The sequence below is a fragment of the Pseudomonas sp. GW821-FHT10C09 genome (assembly GCF_059415465.1).
Genome location: NZ_JBWKNG010000045.1, coordinates 1 through 16024, shown reverse-complemented (window position 1 = coordinate 16024; position 16024 = coordinate 1). Strand labels below are relative to the sequence as shown.

13 protein-coding genes and 1 tRNA gene are annotated in these 16024 nt (G+C 55.2%); all 14 read left to right on the top strand.

Going from position 1 to position 16024, the window contains the following annotated elements; all coding sequences use genetic code 11:
- Positions 1-201, top strand: a 201-nt coding sequence (locus AC07N8_RS29100) for an EF-Tu C-terminal domain-related protein (protein ID WP_493147148.1), incomplete at its 5' end; no start/stop codon positions are given.
- Positions 202-254: 53 nt separating this feature from the next.
- Positions 255-330: transfer RNA gene (locus AC07N8_RS29095), tRNA-Trp, on the top strand.
- A 45-nt stretch (positions 331-375) separates the two neighbouring features.
- Positions 376-744 (top strand): preprotein translocase subunit SecE, encoded by a 369-nt coding sequence (secE, locus tag AC07N8_RS29090; RefSeq protein WP_007896620.1) that lies wholly within the window; start codon positions 376-378, stop codon positions 742-744.
- A gap of 9 nt (positions 745-753) precedes the next feature.
- A complete protein-coding gene (nusG, locus tag AC07N8_RS29085) occupies positions 754-1287 on the top strand; it encodes a transcription termination/antitermination protein NusG (RefSeq protein ID WP_007896622.1) in 534 nt (177 codons plus the stop codon).
- Positions 1288-1404: 117 nt separating this feature from the next.
- The gene (gene rplK / locus AC07N8_RS29080) at positions 1405-1836 is read left to right on the top strand and encodes a 50S ribosomal protein L11 (RefSeq protein WP_003176435.1); all 432 of its coding nucleotides are present in this window, start codon (positions 1405-1407) and stop codon (positions 1834-1836) included.
- Positions 1836-2531, top strand: coding sequence for a 50S ribosomal protein L1 (rplA, locus tag AC07N8_RS29075; RefSeq protein WP_003186095.1), 696 nt, complete (start codon positions 1836-1838; stop codon positions 2529-2531). The genes rplK and rplA overlap by 1 nt, the downstream gene beginning before the upstream one ends.
- Positions 2532-2729: 198 nt before the next feature.
- Entirely contained in the window at positions 2730-3230 is a 501-nt protein-coding gene (rplJ, locus tag AC07N8_RS29070) for a 50S ribosomal protein L10 (protein ID WP_007946141.1), read from the top strand.
- A 78-nt stretch (positions 3231-3308) separates the two neighbouring features.
- Positions 3309-3674 (top strand): 50S ribosomal protein L7/L12, encoded by a 366-nt coding sequence (rplL, locus tag AC07N8_RS29065; RefSeq protein ID WP_007946140.1) that lies wholly within the window; start codon positions 3309-3311, stop codon positions 3672-3674.
- A gap of 220 nt (positions 3675-3894) precedes the next feature.
- Entirely contained in the window at positions 3895-7968 is a 4074-nt protein-coding gene (rpoB, locus tag AC07N8_RS29060) for a DNA-directed RNA polymerase subunit beta (protein ID WP_007946139.1), read from the top strand.
- A gap of 64 nt (positions 7969-8032) precedes the next feature.
- A complete protein-coding gene (gene rpoC / locus AC07N8_RS29055; protein WP_008145492.1) occupies positions 8033-12232 on the top strand; it encodes a DNA-directed RNA polymerase subunit beta' in 4200 nt (1399 codons plus the stop codon).
- A gap of 216 nt (positions 12233-12448) precedes the next feature.
- Positions 12449-12820 carry a 30S ribosomal protein S12 gene (gene rpsL, locus AC07N8_RS29050; protein ID WP_002555494.1) on the top strand — a complete coding sequence of 124 codons (372 nt, stop codon included), beginning with the start codon at positions 12449-12451 and terminating at the stop codon, positions 12818-12820.
- 118 nt (positions 12821-12938) lie between these two features.
- On the top strand, positions 12939-13409 hold the full coding sequence (rpsG, locus tag AC07N8_RS29045; RefSeq protein ID WP_002555493.1) for a 30S ribosomal protein S7: 471 nt from the start codon (positions 12939-12941) through the stop codon (positions 13407-13409).
- Between the two features lie 30 nt (positions 13410-13439).
- On the top strand, positions 13440-15545 hold the full coding sequence (gene fusA, locus AC07N8_RS29040) for an elongation factor G (protein WP_483843513.1): 2106 nt from the start codon (positions 13440-13442) through the stop codon (positions 15543-15545).
- 30 nt (positions 15546-15575) lie between these two features.
- A partial coding sequence (locus AC07N8_RS29035) for a GTP-binding protein (protein WP_493147145.1) occupies positions 15576-16024 on the top strand: 449 nt, incomplete at its 3' end.

Below are 16024 nucleotides of genomic sequence, written 5' to 3'. Positions count from 1 at the left end.
CCACAGTTCTACTTCCGTACTACTGACGTGACCGGTAACTGCGAATTGCCAGAAGGCGTTGAAATGGTAATGCCAGGCGATAACATTCAAATGACTGTTACCCTGATCAAAACCATCGCGATGGAAGATGGTCTGCGTTTCGCTATCCGTGAAGGCGGTCGTACCGTCGGCGCTGGTGTCGTAGCCAAAATCATCGAGTAAATTGTTGTAATGTCTTTTTCGGGCCGGCATAATGGTCGGCCTGATTTTGTTTTAGGTCAGTAGCTCAATTGGCAGAGCGACGGTCTCCAAAACCGTAGGTTGGGGGTTCGATTCCCTCCTGACCTGCCAGATTCACTTGGTGTGTCTGGCTTTCTTTTCACAGGATCTTCATAGATGACTCCTAAAGCTGAAGCTCAAGGCTCTCGCTTCGATCTGCTCAAGTGGCTAGTAGTAGTCGCTTTGGTGGTTGTTGGCGTTGTTGGCAATCAGTATTACTCTGCTTCGCCGATCCTGTACCGCGTACTTGCACTGCTCGTCATTGCTGCTGTAGCTGCCTTTGTAGGCCTGCAGACAGTCAAGGGCAAGTCTTTCTTTGTACTGGTTAAGGAAGCTCGCACCGAGATTCGTAAAGTCGTATGGCCAACTCGCCAAGAAACCACGCAGACCACGTTGATTGTTGTGGCTGTTGTTCTGGTTATGGCGTTGCTGTTGTGGGGGCTTGATTCCCTCCTCGGCTGGCTTGTTTCCTTGATTGTCGGCTAAGGGTGTCCCGTGGCTAAGCGTTGGTACGTTGTGCATGCTTACTCCGGTTACGAGAAGCATGTCATGCGCTCGTTGGTAGAGCGCGTAAAGCTGGCTGGCATGGAAGATGGCTTCGGCGAAATTCTGGTTCCCACTGAAGAAGTGGTTGAAATGCGTAATGGCCAGAAGCGCAAAAGCGAACGCAAGTTCTTCCCAGGTTACGTGCTGGTACAGATGGATATGAACGAGGGTACTTGGCACTTGGTCAAGGATACACCTCGGGTGATGGGCTTCATTGGCGGTACTGCCGACAAGCCTGCGCCAATCACAGATAAAGAGGCAGAAGCAATTCTGCGTCGCGTTGCTGATGGTAGCGACAAGCCGAAGCCGAAGACATTGTTCGAGCCAGGTGAGTCTGTACGTGTCAATGACGGGCCGTTTGCTGATTTTACCGGCACGGTTGAAGAAGTTAACTACGAAAAGAGCCGGATCCAAGTGGCAGTGCTCATTTTCGGTCGCTCTACCCCGGTAGAGCTAGAGTTCAGCCAGGTCGAAAAAGTCTAGCTGAGCAAGCATCCCAACCCCGCAGCCCTAGGCTGTGGGGTTTTGTCGTCACTGGGATAAACGCGCAAGTAACCGGGGAGCCTTTCGAGGCGTTTGAACCCGTAATTGGAGTGCCTCATGGCCAAGAAAATTACCGCTTACATCAAGCTGCAAGTGAAGGCCGCTCAGGCTAACCCAAGCCCACCTGTTGGTCCTGCTCTGGGTCAGCACGGCGTGAACATCATGGAATTCTGCAAGGCCTTCAACGCCCGTACTCAGGGTCTTGAGCCAGGTCTGCCGACTCCAGTGATCATCACTGTCTACAGCGACCGTAGCTTCACTTTTGAAACCAAGTCCACCCCTGCTTCGGTTCTGCTGAAGAAGGCTGCTGGTCTGACTAGCGGTTCCGCTCGTCCGAACACCGTTAAGGTTGGCACCGTGACCCGTGCTCAGCTGGAAGAAATCGCGAAAACCAAAAACGCGGATCTGACTGCAGCTGATATGGACGCAGCCGTGCGTACTATCGCCGGTTCTGCTCGTAGCATGGGCCTTAACGTGGAGGGTGTGTAATGGCTAAGTTGACCAAGCGTCAAAAGGCTATCGCCGGCAAAATCGAAGCAGGCAAGGCCTACAACTTTGTAGACGCTGCTGCTCTGCTGGCTGAGCTGTCGACTGTCAAGTTCAGCGAGTCGTTCGACGTTGCTGTTAACCTGGGTGTTGACCCGCGTAAATCTGACCAGGTTGTTCGTAGCGCTACTGTGCTGCCACACGGCACTGGCAAGACCGTTCGCGTTGCTGTGTTCACCCAGGGTCCAGCTGCTGAGGCCGCTCTGGCTGCCGGCGCTGACCGTGTAGGTATGGACGACCTGGCTGCCGAAATGAAAGGCGGCGACCTGAACTATGACGTAGTTATCGCATCCCCGGATGCAATGCGCGTTGTTGGTCAGTTGGGTCAGATCCTCGGTCCACGCGGCCTGATGCCTAACCCTAAAGTCGGCACCGTAACTCCAGACGTAGCTACCGCGGTTAAAAACGCCAAGGCTGGTCAGGTTCGTTATCGCACCGACAAAAACGGCATCATTCACACTTCCGTTGGCAAGATCGGCTTCGACGCCGTCAAGCTGAAGGAAAACGTTGAAGCCCTGATCGCTGATCTGAAGCGTATCAAGCCAGCTTCCTCGAAAGGCATTTACGTCAAGCGCGTTACCCTGAGCACCACTATGGGCCCAGGTCTGGTCATCGACCAAAGCTCGCTCGACGCGTAAGACACAGGTTGGCGCGAGTGATCGCGCCAATTGAAAGATTGGGGTCCCTGCCTGGCGGGGGCTATCCAAGACCGTAGGCGACGCAAGTCTTAAACCTCAAGCCTACGCAGATGGTGCTCCCGGTTCCTTACCGAATCAGACACCAAAACGACATCCGGCTCCGGCCAGATGAAACGGTAACAAGCAGGAGTTAAACCCGTGGCAATTAATCTCGAAGACAAGAAGGCCATCGTCGCTGAAGTCAACGAGGCTGCCAAAGTCGCTCTGTCCGCTGTCGTGGCTGATGCCCGTGGCGTAACAGTAGGCGCGATGACCGGACTCCGTAAAGAGGCTCGTGAAGCTGGCGTTTATGTACGTGTTGTACGTAACACCCTGCTCAAGCGCGCTGTTGCTGACACTGAATACAGTGTCCTCAACGACGTGTTCACCGGCCCGACTCTGATCGCGTTCTCCAAGGATCATCCAGGCGCTGCTGCCCGTTTGTTCAAGGAATTCGCCAAGAGTCAGGATAAGTTCGAGATCAAGGCAGCTGCGTTCGAGGGCAAGTTCCTCGCAGCTAACCAAATCGACGTACTGGCAACACTGCCGACCCGTGACGAAGCTATTTCGCAGCTGATGAGCGTGATTCAAGGCGCTACCAGCAAGCTGGCTCGTATTCTGGCTGCAGTTCGCGAGCAAAAAGAAGCTGCCGCAGCCTAAGGCTGAGCACCTCTTCTCGCGTATTTTTGTTTATTTCGATGGCCGCGTAGGCCGTCCCCCAATTCAGGAAATACAGTAATGTCTATCTCCCAAGAAGATATCCTCAACGCCGTAGCTGAAATGTCGGTTCTGCAGGTTGTTGAGCTGATCAAAGCTTTCGAAGAAAAATTCGGCGTTTCCGCTGCTGCTGCATCGGCTGGTCCAGCTGCTGCTGCCGCTGTTGTTGAAGAGCAAACCGAATTCAACGTCATGCTGCTGGAAGCTGGCGAGAAGAAAGTTAACGTGATCAAGGCAGTACGTGAACTGACCGGTCTGGGCCTGAAAGAAGCCAAGGCTGTAGTTGACGGCGCTCCTGCCATGGTTCTGGAAGCTGTGTCGAAAGACGCAGGCGACAAAGCCAAAGCTACTCTGGAAGAAGCAGGCGCTAAAGTCGAGCTGAAGTAAGCATCGACTTTGCTCCTCCAGCCCGAGCGTAAAGCGAAAGGCTGATGGCTGGTGGCTCTTGCCACCGGCCTTTTTCCGTTATTGGCAGCCGACTGGGTCGGTGCTGATAACGAGCTGTAACCACCCGATGTGGTGGCGCAAACCATGGGGTTTGCACGATTTTCTGGCTGCTCCCGTCGGGAGGGGCCAAACAAGCAGGTGACCAAGCTGGGGAACGCTGATGGCTTACTCATATACTGAGAAAAAACGTATCCGCAAGGACTTTAGCAAGTTGCCGGACGTCATGGATGTGCCGTACCTCCTGGCCATCCAGCTGGATTCGTATCGTGAATTCTTGCAAGCGGGAGCGACTAAAGATCAGTTCCGCGACGTGGGCCTGCATGCGGCCTTCAAATCCGTTTTCCCGATCATCAGCTACTCCGGCAATGCTGCGCTGGAGTACGTCGGTTATCGCCTGGGCGAACCGGCATTTGATGTCAAAGAATGCGTATTGCGCGGTGTAACTTACGCCGTACCTTTGCGGGTAAAAGTGCGCCTGATCATTTTCGACAAAGAGTCGTCGAACAAAGCGATCAAGGACATTAAAGAGCAAGAAGTCTACATGGGTGAAATCCCCCTGATGACTGAGAACGGTACCTTCGTAATCAACGGTACCGAGCGTGTAATCGTTTCCCAGCTGCACCGTTCCCCGGGCGTGTTCTTCGACCACGACCGTGGCAAGACGCACAGCTCCGGCAAACTGCTGTACTCCGCGCGCATCATTCCTTACCGCGGTTCGTGGTTGGACTTCGAGTTCGATCCGAAAGACTGCGTGTTCGTGCGTATCGACCGTCGTCGCAAGCTGCCTGCATCGGTATTGCTGCGCGCGCTCGGCTATACCACTGAAGAAGTGCTCGACGCGTTCTACACCACCAACGTTTTTCACCTGAGCGGCGAAACCCTCAGTCTGGAACTGATTGCTTCGCGTCTGCGTGGTGAAATCGCAGTTCTTGATATTCAGGACGAGAAGGGCAAGGTCATCGTTGAGGCTGGTCGTCGTATTACTGCGCGCCACATCAACCAGATCGAAAAAGCCGGTCTCAAGACCCTGGAAGTGCCTCTGGACTACGTCCTGGGTCGCACTACCGCCAAGGCCATCGTGCATCCGGCAACCGGCGAAATCCTGGCAGAGTGCAACACCGAGCTGAACACCGAGATCCTGGCCAAAATCGCCAAGGCTCAGGTTGTTCGCATCGAAACTCTGTACACCAACGATATCGACTGCGGTCCGTTCGTCTCCGACACACTGAAGATCGACTCCACCAGCAACCAATTGGAAGCGCTGGTCGAGATCTATCGCATGATGCGTCCAGGCGAGCCGCCAACCAAGGACGCTGCCGAGACTCTGTTCAACAACCTGTTCTTCAGCCCTGAGCGCTATGACCTGTCTGCGGTCGGCCGGATGAAGTTCAACCGTCGTATCGGTCGTACCGAGATCGAAGGTTCGGGCGTGTTGTGCAAAGAAGACATCGTCGCGGTACTGAAGACTCTGGTCGACATCCGTAACGGCAAAGGCATCGTCGATGACATCGACCACCTGGGTAACCGTCGTGTTCGCTGCGTAGGCGAAATGGCCGAGAACCAGTTCCGCGTTGGCCTGGTACGTGTTGAGCGTGCGGTCAAAGAGCGTCTGTCGATGGCTGAAAGCGAAGGCCTGATGCCGCAAGACCTGATCAACGCCAAGCCAGTGGCTGCGGCGGTGAAAGAGTTCTTCGGTTCCAGCCAGCTGTCCCAGTTCATGGACCAGAACAACCCGCTGTCCGAGATCACCCACAAGCGTCGTGTTTCTGCACTCGGCCCTGGCGGTTTGACTCGTGAGCGTGCTGGCTTTGAAGTGCGTGACGTACACCCGACTCACTACGGTCGTGTATGCCCGATTGAAACGCCGGAAGGTCCGAACATCGGTCTGATCAACTCCCTGGCCGCTTATGCGCGCACCAACCAGTACGGCTTCCTCGAGAGCCCGTACCGTGTGGTGAAAGACGCTCTGGTCACCGACGAGATCGTGTTCCTGTCCGCCATCGAAGAAGCTGATCACGTGATCGCTCAGGCTTCGGCCACGATGAACGACAAGAAAGTCCTGATCGACGAGCTGGTAGCTGTTCGTCACTTGAACGAATTCACCGTCAAGGCGCCGGAAGACGTCACCTTGATGGACGTATCGCCGAAGCAGGTAGTTTCGGTTGCTGCGTCGCTGATCCCGTTCCTCGAGCACGACGACGCCAACCGTGCGTTGATGGGTTCGAACATGCAGCGTCAAGCTGTACCAACCCTGCGCGCTGACAAGCCGCTGGTCGGTACCGGCATGGAGCGTAACGTAGCTCGTGACTCCGGCGTTTGCGTCGTTGCTCGTCGTGGCGGCGTTATCGATTCCGTCGACGCCAGCCGTATCGTGGTTCGTGTTGCTGATGACGAAGTTGAAACCGGCGAAGCTGGTGTCGACATCTACAACCTGACCAAGTACACCCGCTCCAACCAGAACACCTGCATCAACCAGCGTCCGCTGGTGCGTAAAGGTGATCGGGTTCAGCGCAGCGACATCATGGCTGACGGCCCGTCCACCGACATGGGTGAACTGGCTCTGGGTCAGAACATGCGCATCGCGTTCATGGCATGGAACGGCTTCAACTTCGAAGACTCCATCTGCCTGTCCGAGCGTGTAGTTCAGGAAGATCGCTTCACCACGATCCACATTCAGGAACTGACCTGTGTGGCACGTGACACCAAGCTTGGGCCAGAGGAAATCACTGCAGACATCCCGAACGTGGGTGAAGCTGCACTGAACAAACTTGACGAAGCCGGTATCGTTTACGTAGGTGCTGAAGTTGGCGCAGGCGACATTCTGGTCGGTAAGGTCACTCCGAAAGGCGAGACCCAACTGACTCCGGAAGAGAAGCTGTTGCGTGCGATCTTCGGTGAAAAAGCCAGCGACGTTAAAGACACCTCCCTGCGCGTGCCTACCGGCACCAAGGGTACCGTCATCGACGTACAGGTCTTCACCCGTGACGGCGTTGAGCGTGATGCTCGTGCACTGTCGATCGAGAAGACTCAGCTCGACGAGATCCGCAAGGATCTGAACGAAGAGTTCCGTATCGTTGAAGGCGCAACTTTCGAACGTCTGCGTTCCGCTCTGGTCGGCCACAAAGCCGAAGGCGGCGCCGGTCTGAAGAAAGGTCAGGACATCACCGACGAAGTTCTCGACGGTCTTGAGCATGGTCAGTGGTTCAAACTGCGCATGGCTGAAGATGCTCTGAACGAGCAGCTCGAGAAGGCTCAGGCCTACATCGTTGATCGTCGCCGTCTGCTGGACGACAAGTTCGAAGACAAAAAGCGCAAACTGCAGCAGGGCGATGATCTGGCTCCAGGCGTGCTGAAAATCGTCAAGGTTTACCTGGCAATCCGTCGCCGCATCCAGCCGGGCGACAAGATGGCCGGTCGTCACGGTAACAAGGGTGTGGTCTCCGTGATCATGCCGGTTGAAGACATGCCGCACGATGCCAATGGCACCCCGGTCGACGTTGTCCTCAACCCGTTGGGCGTACCTTCGCGTATGAACGTTGGTCAGATCCTTGAAACCCACCTCGGCCTCGCGGCCAAAGGTCTGGGCGAGAAGATCAATCGGATGATCGAAGAGCAGCGCAAAGTGGCTGAGCTTCGTACCTTCCTGGACGAGATCTACAACCAGATCGGCGGTCGTAACGAAGATCTGGATAGCTTCTCCGACCAGGAAATCCTGGATCTGGCGAAGAACCTGCGTGGCGGTGTTCCAATGGCCACTCCGGTGTTCGACGGCGCCAAGGAAAGCGAAATCAAGGCCATGCTGAAACTGGCAGACCTGCCAGAAAGCGGCCAGATGCAGCTGACCGACGGCCGTACCGGCAACAAGTTCGAGCGCCCGGTTACTGTTGGCTACATGTACATGCTGAAGCTGAACCACTTGGTAGACGACAAGATGCACGCTCGTTCTACCGGTTCGTACAGCCTGGTTACCCAGCAGCCGCTGGGTGGTAAGGCGCAGTTCGGTGGTCAGCGTTTCGGGGAGATGGAGGTCTGGGCACTGGAAGCTTACGGTGCCGCTTACACTCTGCAAGAAATGCTCACAGTGAAGTCGGACGATGTGAACGGCCGTACCAAGATGTACAAAAACATCGTGGATGGCGATCACCGTATGGAGCCGGGCATGCCCGAGTCTTTCAACGTGTTGATCAAGGAAATTCGTTCCCTCGGCATCGATATCGATCTGGAAACCGAATAACACGTGACGCGAATCGAGAGCGGGGCAGGATTGCCCGCTCTCTGCTCCGCCAGGAGGAAAGGCCTTGAAAGACCTACTGAATTTGCTGAAAAACCAGGGTCAAGTCGAAGAGTTCGACGCCATCCGTATTGGATTGGCATCGCCTGAGATGATCCGTTCGTGGTCGTTCGGTGAAGTTAAAAAGCCGGAAACCATCAACTACCGTACGTTCAAACCTGAACGTGACGGCCTGTTCTGCGCCAAGATCTTTGGCCCGGTGAAGGATTACGAGTGCCTGTGCGGTAAGTACAAGCGCTTGAAGCACCGTGGTGTGATCTGCGAGAAGTGCGGCGTTGAAGTCGCGCTGGCTAAAGTTCGTCGTGAGCGCATGGCGCACATCGAACTGGCCTCGCCGGTTGCCCACATCTGGTTCCTGAAATCGCTGCCGTCGCGTATCGGTTTGCTGATGGACATGACCCTGCGTGATATCGAACGCGTTCTCTACTTCGAGAGCTATGTCGTTATCGATCCAGGCATGACCACCCTTGAAAAAGGTCAGCTGCTCAACGACGAGCAGTACTTCGAAGCGCTGGAAGAGTTCGGCGACGATTTCGATGCCCGCATGGGTGCCGAAGCTGTCCGTGAACTGCTGCACGCTATCGACCTGGAGCACGAGATTGGCCGTCTGCGTGAAGAAATTCCGCAAACCAACTCCGAAACCAAAATCAAGAAGCTGTCCAAGCGTCTGAAGTTGATGGAAGCCTTCCAGGGTTCCGGCAACCTTCCAGAATGGATGGTGCTGACCGTTCTGCCGGTTCTGCCGCCAGATCTGCGTCCACTGGTCCCGCTGGATGGCGGTCGCTTCGCGACTTCCGACCTCAACGATCTGTATCGTCGAGTGATCAACCGTAACAACCGCTTGAAGCGTCTGCTCGATCTGTCCGCTCCGGACATCATCGTGCGCAACGAAAAGCGTATGTTGCAGGAAGCCGTCGACGCACTGCTCGACAACGGTCGTCGTGGTCGCGCTATCACCGGTTCCAACAAGCGTCCTCTGAAATCCCTGGCTGACATGATCAAGGGTAAGCAAGGTCGTTTCCGTCAGAACTTGCTCGGTAAGCGTGTTGACTACTCCGGTCGTTCGGTAATTACCGTAGGTCCGACCCTGCGTCTGCACCAGTGCGGTCTGCCGAAAAAAATGGCTCTCGAGCTGTTCAAGCCGTTCATTTTCGGCAAGCTGGAAATGCGTGGTCTCGCGACCACCATCAAAGCTGCCAAGAAGATGGTCGAGCGCGAGCTGCCAGAGGTTTGGGACGTTCTCGCTGAAGTTATTCGCGAACACCCGGTTCTCCTCAACCGTGCACCGACCCTTCACCGTCTGGGTATCCAGGCGTTTGAACCGGTACTGATCGAAGGTAAGGCTATCCAGCTGCACCCTCTGGTCTGTGCTGCGTACAACGCCGACTTCGACGGCGACCAAATGGCCGTGCACGTACCGCTGACGCTGGAAGCCCAGTTGGAAGCGCGTGCGTTGATGATGTCGACCAACAACATTCTGTCGCCAGCCAACGGTGAGCCAATCATCGTTCCTTCGCAGGACGTTGTATTGGGTCTGTACTACATGACTCGTGAAGCGATCAACGCCAAGGGCGAAGGTCGTGTGTTCGCGGATCTGCAAGAAGTTGACCGTGTGTTCCGTGCCGGCGAAGCCGCACTGCACGCTAAAGTCAAAGTGCGGATCAACGAAACCGTCAACGATCGTGATGGTGGCAGCGTCAAGAACACCCGTATCGTCGACACTACTGTCGGCCGTGCGCTGTTGTTCCAGGTTGTTCCACCTGGCCTGTCGTACGACGTCGTCAACCAGCCGATGAAGAAAAAGGCGATCTCCAAGCTGATCAACCAGTGCTACCGCGTGGTTGGTTTGAAAGAGACCGTGATCTTCGCTGACCAGTTGATGTACACCGGTTTTGCTTATTCGACCATCTCCGGCGTTTCCATCGGTGTTAACGACTTCGTTATCCCGGATGAAAAAGCCCGCATCATCAATGCTGCTACTGATGAAGTGAAAGAGATCGAAAGTCAGTACGCCTCCGGCCTGGTAACCCAGGGCGAGAAGTACAACAAAGTGATCGACCTTTGGTCCAAGGCGAACGACGAAGTTTCCAAGGCGATGATGGCCAACCTCTCGAAAGAGAAAGTCATCGACCGCCATGGCGTCGAAGTCGACCAAGAGTCCTTCAACTCGATGTACATGATGGCCGACTCGGGCGCACGGGGTTCTGCTGCGCAGATCCGTCAGCTCGCCGGTATGCGTGGCCTGATGGCCAAGCCGGATGGTTCCATCATCGAAACGCCGATTACTGCGAACTTCCGTGAAGGTTTGAGCGTACTTCAGTACTTCATCTCCACTCACGGTGCTCGTAAAGGTTTGGCGGATACCGCGTTGAAAACTGCGAACTCCGGTTACCTGACTCGTCGTCTGGTAGACGTGGCGCAGGATCTGGTTGTGACCGAGATCGATTGCGGCACCGAACACGGCCTGGTAATGACTCCGCACATTGAAGGCGGTGACGTTGTTGAGCCGCTGGGTGAGCGCGTATTGGGTCGTGTTATTGCCCGTGACGTGTTCAAGCCAGGTACCGAAGAAATCATCGTTCCTGCCGGCACGCTGGTAGACGAGAAGTGGGTTGAGTTCATCGAGCTGAACAGCATCGATGAAGTGATCGTGCGTTCGCCGATCAGCTGCGAAACCCGCTATGGCATTTGCGCCAAGTGCTACGGCCGTGATCTGGCTCGTGGTCACCAGGTGAACATCGGTGAAGCGGTCGGCGTTATCGCTGCCCAGTCCATCGGTGAGCCGGGTACCCAGCTGACCATGCGTACGTTCCACATCGGTGGTGCGGCAAGCCGGACCTCCGCTGCGGACAGCGTCCAGGTGAAGAATGGCGGTACCGTTCGTCTGCACAATTTGAAGCACGTGGAGCGAGTGGATGGTTGCCTGGTTGCTGTGTCCCGTTCCGGTGAGCTGGCAATCGCTGATGACTTCGGTCGTGAGCGCGAGCGTTACAAGCTGCCGTACGGTGCTGTGATTTCGGTTAAAGAAGGTGACAAGGTCGACGCTGGCGCAATCGTGGCCAAGTGGGATCCGCACACTCACCCAATCGTTACCGAAATGAAAGGTACCGTGACCTACGTGGGCATGGAAGAAGGCATCACGATCAAGCGTCAGACTGACGAATTGACCGGTATGACCAACATTGAAGTACTCGACGCCAAAGACCGTCCAGCTGCCGGTAAAGATATCCGTCCTGCTGTGAAGATGGTTGATGACAACGGCAAGGATCTCTTGCTGCCGGGTACCGACGTAATTGCTCAGTACTTCCTGCCTGCTAACGCCCTGGTTGGTGTAGCGGACGGTGCGAAGATTGCGATCGGTGATGTTATCGCTCGTATCCCGCAAGAGACTTCGAAGACCCGTGACATCACCGGTGGTCTGCCACGTGTTGCCGACTTGTTCGAGGCCCGTCGTCCGAAAGAAGCCTCGATTCTGGCTGAAGTCAGCGGCACCATCGCGTTCGGTAAAGAGACCAAAGGCAAGCGCCGTCTGGTTATCACCCCGAACGACGGTACCGATCCGTACGAAGAGCTGATTCCTAAGTGGCGTCACCTGAACGTCTTCGAAGGCGAACAGGTAAACCGCGGCGAAGTTATCTCCGACGGCCCGAGCGATCCACACGACATCCTGCGTCTGCTGGGTGTGAGTGCGCTGGCCAAGTACATCGTGAACGAGATCCAGGACGTTTATCGTCTGCAAGGCGTGAAGATCAACGACAAGCACATCGAGACCATCCTGCGTCAGATGTTGCGTAAGGTTGAAATCGCTGAATCCGGCGACTCGACTTTCATCAAGGGCGACCAGATGGAGTTGACTCACGTTCTGGTAGAGAACGAGCGTCTGGCTGGCGACGAGAAATTCGTTTCCAAGTTCACTCGCGTGCTGTTGGGTATCACCAAGGCGTCGTTGTCCACCGAATCGTTCATCTCGGCGGCTTCCTTCCAGGAAACCACTCGCGTACTGACCGAAGCGGCGGTAACCGGCAAGCGCGATTACCTGCGCGGCCTGAAAGAAAACGTGGTCGTGGGTCGTCTGATCCCGGCTGGTACCGGTCTGGCTTATCACAGCGAGCGTAAGCGTCGCCGTGATGCTGACAAACCGTTGCGCGTAAGCGCCAGTGAAGTGGAAGCTGCACTGACCGAAGCGCTGAACTCTAGCGGTAACTGAGTTCTGCGATAAATGAGTGTAAGGCCCTGGCTGCTCCGTTCATCGAATCGAGACAATTTGTCGAGGTTCGATGGGTGGGGAGGTCGGGGCCTTGCCTTGACTGGGGACAAGATCCTCTTTAGACTCTTGTACCCCTAAATTTGGCGGGAATTCGTTCCTGCCATTTTGCTTTTCTTGCAAGACAATAGCGTCGCAAGACAACAGTGGAGCTAGTAGATGGCAACTATCAACCAGCTGGTACGTCAGCCGCGTAAGCGTATCGTCGAGAAATCCGACGTGCCTGCGCTGCAGAACTGCCCGCAACGTCGTGGCGTATGCACCCGTGTGTATACCACCACGCCGAAAAAACCTAACTCGGCACTGCGTAAAGTATGCCGTGTGCGTCTGACCAACGGTTTCGAGGTTTCCTCGTACATCGGCGGTGAAGGCCACAACCTGCAAGAGCACAGCGTGGTACTGATCCGCGGCGGTCGTGTAAAAGACTTGCCAGGTGTTCGTTACCACACCGTACGCGGTTCTTTGGATACTTCCGGCGTTAAAGGTCGTAACCAGGGTCGTTCGAAGTACGGTACCAAGAAGCCTAAGTAGTAGCGGCTTTTTGTAAAAACTGATTTTCTATTTTTCTGAGTCGATAAGAGTAAGGTCGGAGGCGTCCCGCAAGGGCACCGATTCCGAGCGAACCTGAAGACCGTTTGAGGGCTTATCCATGCCAAGAAGACGCGTAGCAGCCAAGCGCGAAGTGCTTGACGATCCAAAGTACGGCAGCCAGATCCTGGCCAAGTTCATGAACCACGTTATGGAAAGCGGCAAGAAAGCCGTTGCCGAACGTATCGTTTATGGCGCGCTGGAAAAAGTTAAAGAACGCAAGAACAGCGATCCCCTGGAAATCTTCGAGAAAGCTCTCGACGCCATCGCTCCGCTGGTCGAAGTAAAGTCGCGCCGTGTAGGCGGTGCTACTTACCAGGTTCCGGTCGAAGTTCGTCCGTCCCGTCGTAACGCTCTGGCAATGCGCTGGTTGGTAGACTTCGCCCGCAAGCGCGGCGAGAAGTCTATGGCTCTGCGTTTGGCTGGCGAACTGTTGGACGCCGCTGAAGGTAAAGGTGCTGCAGTTAAGAAGCGTGAAGACGTGCACCGTATGGCTGAAGCCAACAAGGCTTTCTCGCACTACCGCTTCTAATTTTAGCGTCACTAATTTTGCGAGGGCTTTATGGCTCGTACTACACCGATTAACCGCTACCGTAACATTGGTATCGTTGCTCACGTGGATGCTGGTAAAACCACCACCACCGAGCGCGTCCTTTTTTACACTGGCAAAAGCCACAAGATGGGCGAGGTGCATGACGGCGCCGCGACCACAGACTGGATGGTGCAGGAGCAGGAGCGTGGTATTACCATTACTTCTGCTGCTATTACCGCCTTCTGGCAGGGTTCCGAGAAGCAGCACAAGGACCAATACCGCTTCAACGTCATCGACACCCCGGGCCACGTTGACTTCACTATTGAAGTTGAACGTTCCCTGCGTGTTCTCGATGGCGCGGTTGTTGTGTTCTGCGGCACCTCGGGTGTTGAGCCTCAGTCGGAAACCGTATGGCGTCAAGCCAACAAGTACGGCGTTCCACGTCTTGTTTACGTAAACAAGATGGACCGTGCTGGTGCGAACTTCCTGCGCGTGATCGGCCAGATCAAGCAGCGTCTGGGTCACACTCCAGTGCCTATCCAGTTGGCTATCGGTTCCGAAGACAACTTCCAGGGTCAGATCGATCTGATGTCCATGGAAGCTGTTTACTGGAACGATGCTGACAAAGGTATGGTTCCACGTCGCGAGCCTATCCCTGCTGAACTGCAGGAACTGGCTAACGAGTGGCGCGGCAACATGATTGAAGCCGCGGCAGAAGCCAGCGAAGAGCTGATGAACAAGTACCTCGAAGGTGAAGAACTCACCAACGCGGAAATCAAGGCCGCTCTGCGTCAGCGTACTATCGCTGGTGAGATCGTTCTGGCTGTTTGCGGTTCTTCCTTCAAGAACAAGGGTGTTCCCCTGGTTCTCGACGCCGTTATCGACTACCTGCCTGCTCCTTCCGAAATTCCTGCCATCAAGGGTACTGACCCGGATGACGAGACTATCGAGCTGGAGCGTCATGCAGACGACAACGAGCCGTTCTCGGCTCTGGCGTTCAAGATCGCTACCGACCCATTCGTGGGTACCTTGACCTTTGTTCGAGTTTACTCGGGCGTGTTGGCCTCCGGCGACGGCGTGATCAACTCGGTTAAAGGCAAGAAAGAGCGCGTGGGTCGTATGGTGCAAATGCACGCAAACGCCCGTGAAGAAATCAAGGAAGTACGCGCTGGTGACATCGCGGCCTTGATCGGCATGAAGGACGTCACCACTGGTGAAACTTTGTGCAACGCTGACAAGCCAATCATCCTGGTTCGTATGGACTTCCCGGAGCCGGTTATTTCGGTTGCCGTAGAGCCTAAGACCAAGGATGACCAGGAAAAAATGGGTATCGCTCTGGGCAAACTTGCTCAGGAAGATCCATCTTTCCGCGTAAAAACCGATGAAGAGACTGGTCAAACGATCATCTCCGGCATGGGCGAGCTGCACCTGGACATCCTGGTTGACCGGATGCGCCGTGAGTTCAACGTCGAAGCCAACATTGGTAAGCCTCAGGTTTCCTATCGTGAGCGCATCACGAAGAACTGTGAAATCGAAGGCAAATTCGTTCGTCAATCCGGCGGTCGTGGTCAGTTCGGCCATTGCTGGATTCGTTTTGCTCCTGCTGACGAAGGTCAGGAAGGTCTGCAATTCGTGAACGAAGTCGTGGGTGGTGTGGTTCCTAAGGAATACATCCCGGCGATCCAGAAGGGTATCGAAGAGCAGATGAAGAACGGCGTTGTTGCCGGCTATCCGCTGATCGGCCTGAAGGCTACCGTGTTTGATGGTTCTTACCACGACGTCGACTCCAACGAGATGGCGTTTAAGGTGGCTGCTTCCATGGCGACCAAGCAACTGGCCCAGAAGGGCGGTGGTGAGTTGCTTGAGCCGATCATGGCGGTAGAGGTTGTTACGCCTGAAGACTATATGGGTGACGTGATGGGCGACCTTAACCGTCGTCGCGGCATGATTTTGGGTATGGAAGACACGGTCTCCGGCAAAGTGATTCGCGCCGAAGTTCCGCTGGGCGAGATGTTCGGTTATGCGACCGACGTTCGTTCCATGTCCCAGGGTCGCGCAAGCTACTCTATGGAATTCAAAAAATACAATACAGCTCCGTCGCACATCGTCGAAACTGTTACCAAAAAACAAGGCTGATTCAGCCCTTTAGGCAAGGAGTTAATTGTCGTGGCTAAAGAAAAATTTGATCGTTCCCTACCGCACGTCAACGTTGGCACCATCGGTCACGTTGACCACGGTAAAACCACTCTGACTGCAGCTCTGACTCGCGTCTGCTCCGAAGTATTCGGTTCGGCCATCGTTGATTTCGATAAAATCGACAGCGCGCCAGAAGAAAAAGCTCGTGGTATCACCATCAACACCGCACACGTCGAGTACAACTCGAAGATCCGTCACTACGCTCACGTTGACTGCCCAGGTCACGCTGACTATGTGAAGAACATGATCACCGGTGCTGCCCAGATGGACGGCGCTATCCTGGTTTGCTCGGCCGCTGATGGTCCGATGCCACAAACCCGTGAGCACATCCTGCTGTCCCGTCAGGTAGGCGTTCCGTACATCGTGGTTTTCCTGAACAAGGCTGACCTGGTAGACGACGCTGAGCTGCTGGAACTGGT

Bases quoted from the DNA above. Each gene is read 5' to 3' on its own strand.
- secE (WP_007896620.1), top strand. From the start codon at position 376: ATGACTCCTAAAGCTGAAGCTCAAGGCTCTCGCTTCGATCTGCTCAAG.
- rplK (WP_003176435.1), top strand. From the start codon at position 1,405: ATGGCCAAGAAAATTACCGCTTACATCAAGCTGCAAGTGAAGGCCGCT.
- rplA (WP_003186095.1), top strand. From the start codon at position 1,836: ATGGCTAAGTTGACCAAGCGTCAAAAGGCTATCGCCGGCAAAATCGAA.
- rplL (WP_007946140.1), top strand. From the start codon at position 3,309: ATGTCTATCTCCCAAGAAGATATCCTCAACGCCGTAGCTGAAATGTCG.
- rpoB (WP_007946139.1), top strand. From the start codon at position 3,895: ATGGCTTACTCATATACTGAGAAAAAACGTATCCGCAAGGACTTTAGC.
- rpsL (WP_002555494.1), top strand. From the start codon at position 12,449: ATGGCAACTATCAACCAGCTGGTACGTCAGCCGCGTAAGCGTATCGTC.
- rpsG (WP_002555493.1), top strand. From the start codon at position 12,939: ATGCCAAGAAGACGCGTAGCAGCCAAGCGCGAAGTGCTTGACGATCCA.
- fusA (WP_483843513.1), top strand. From the start codon at position 13,440: ATGGCTCGTACTACACCGATTAACCGCTACCGTAACATTGGTATCGTT.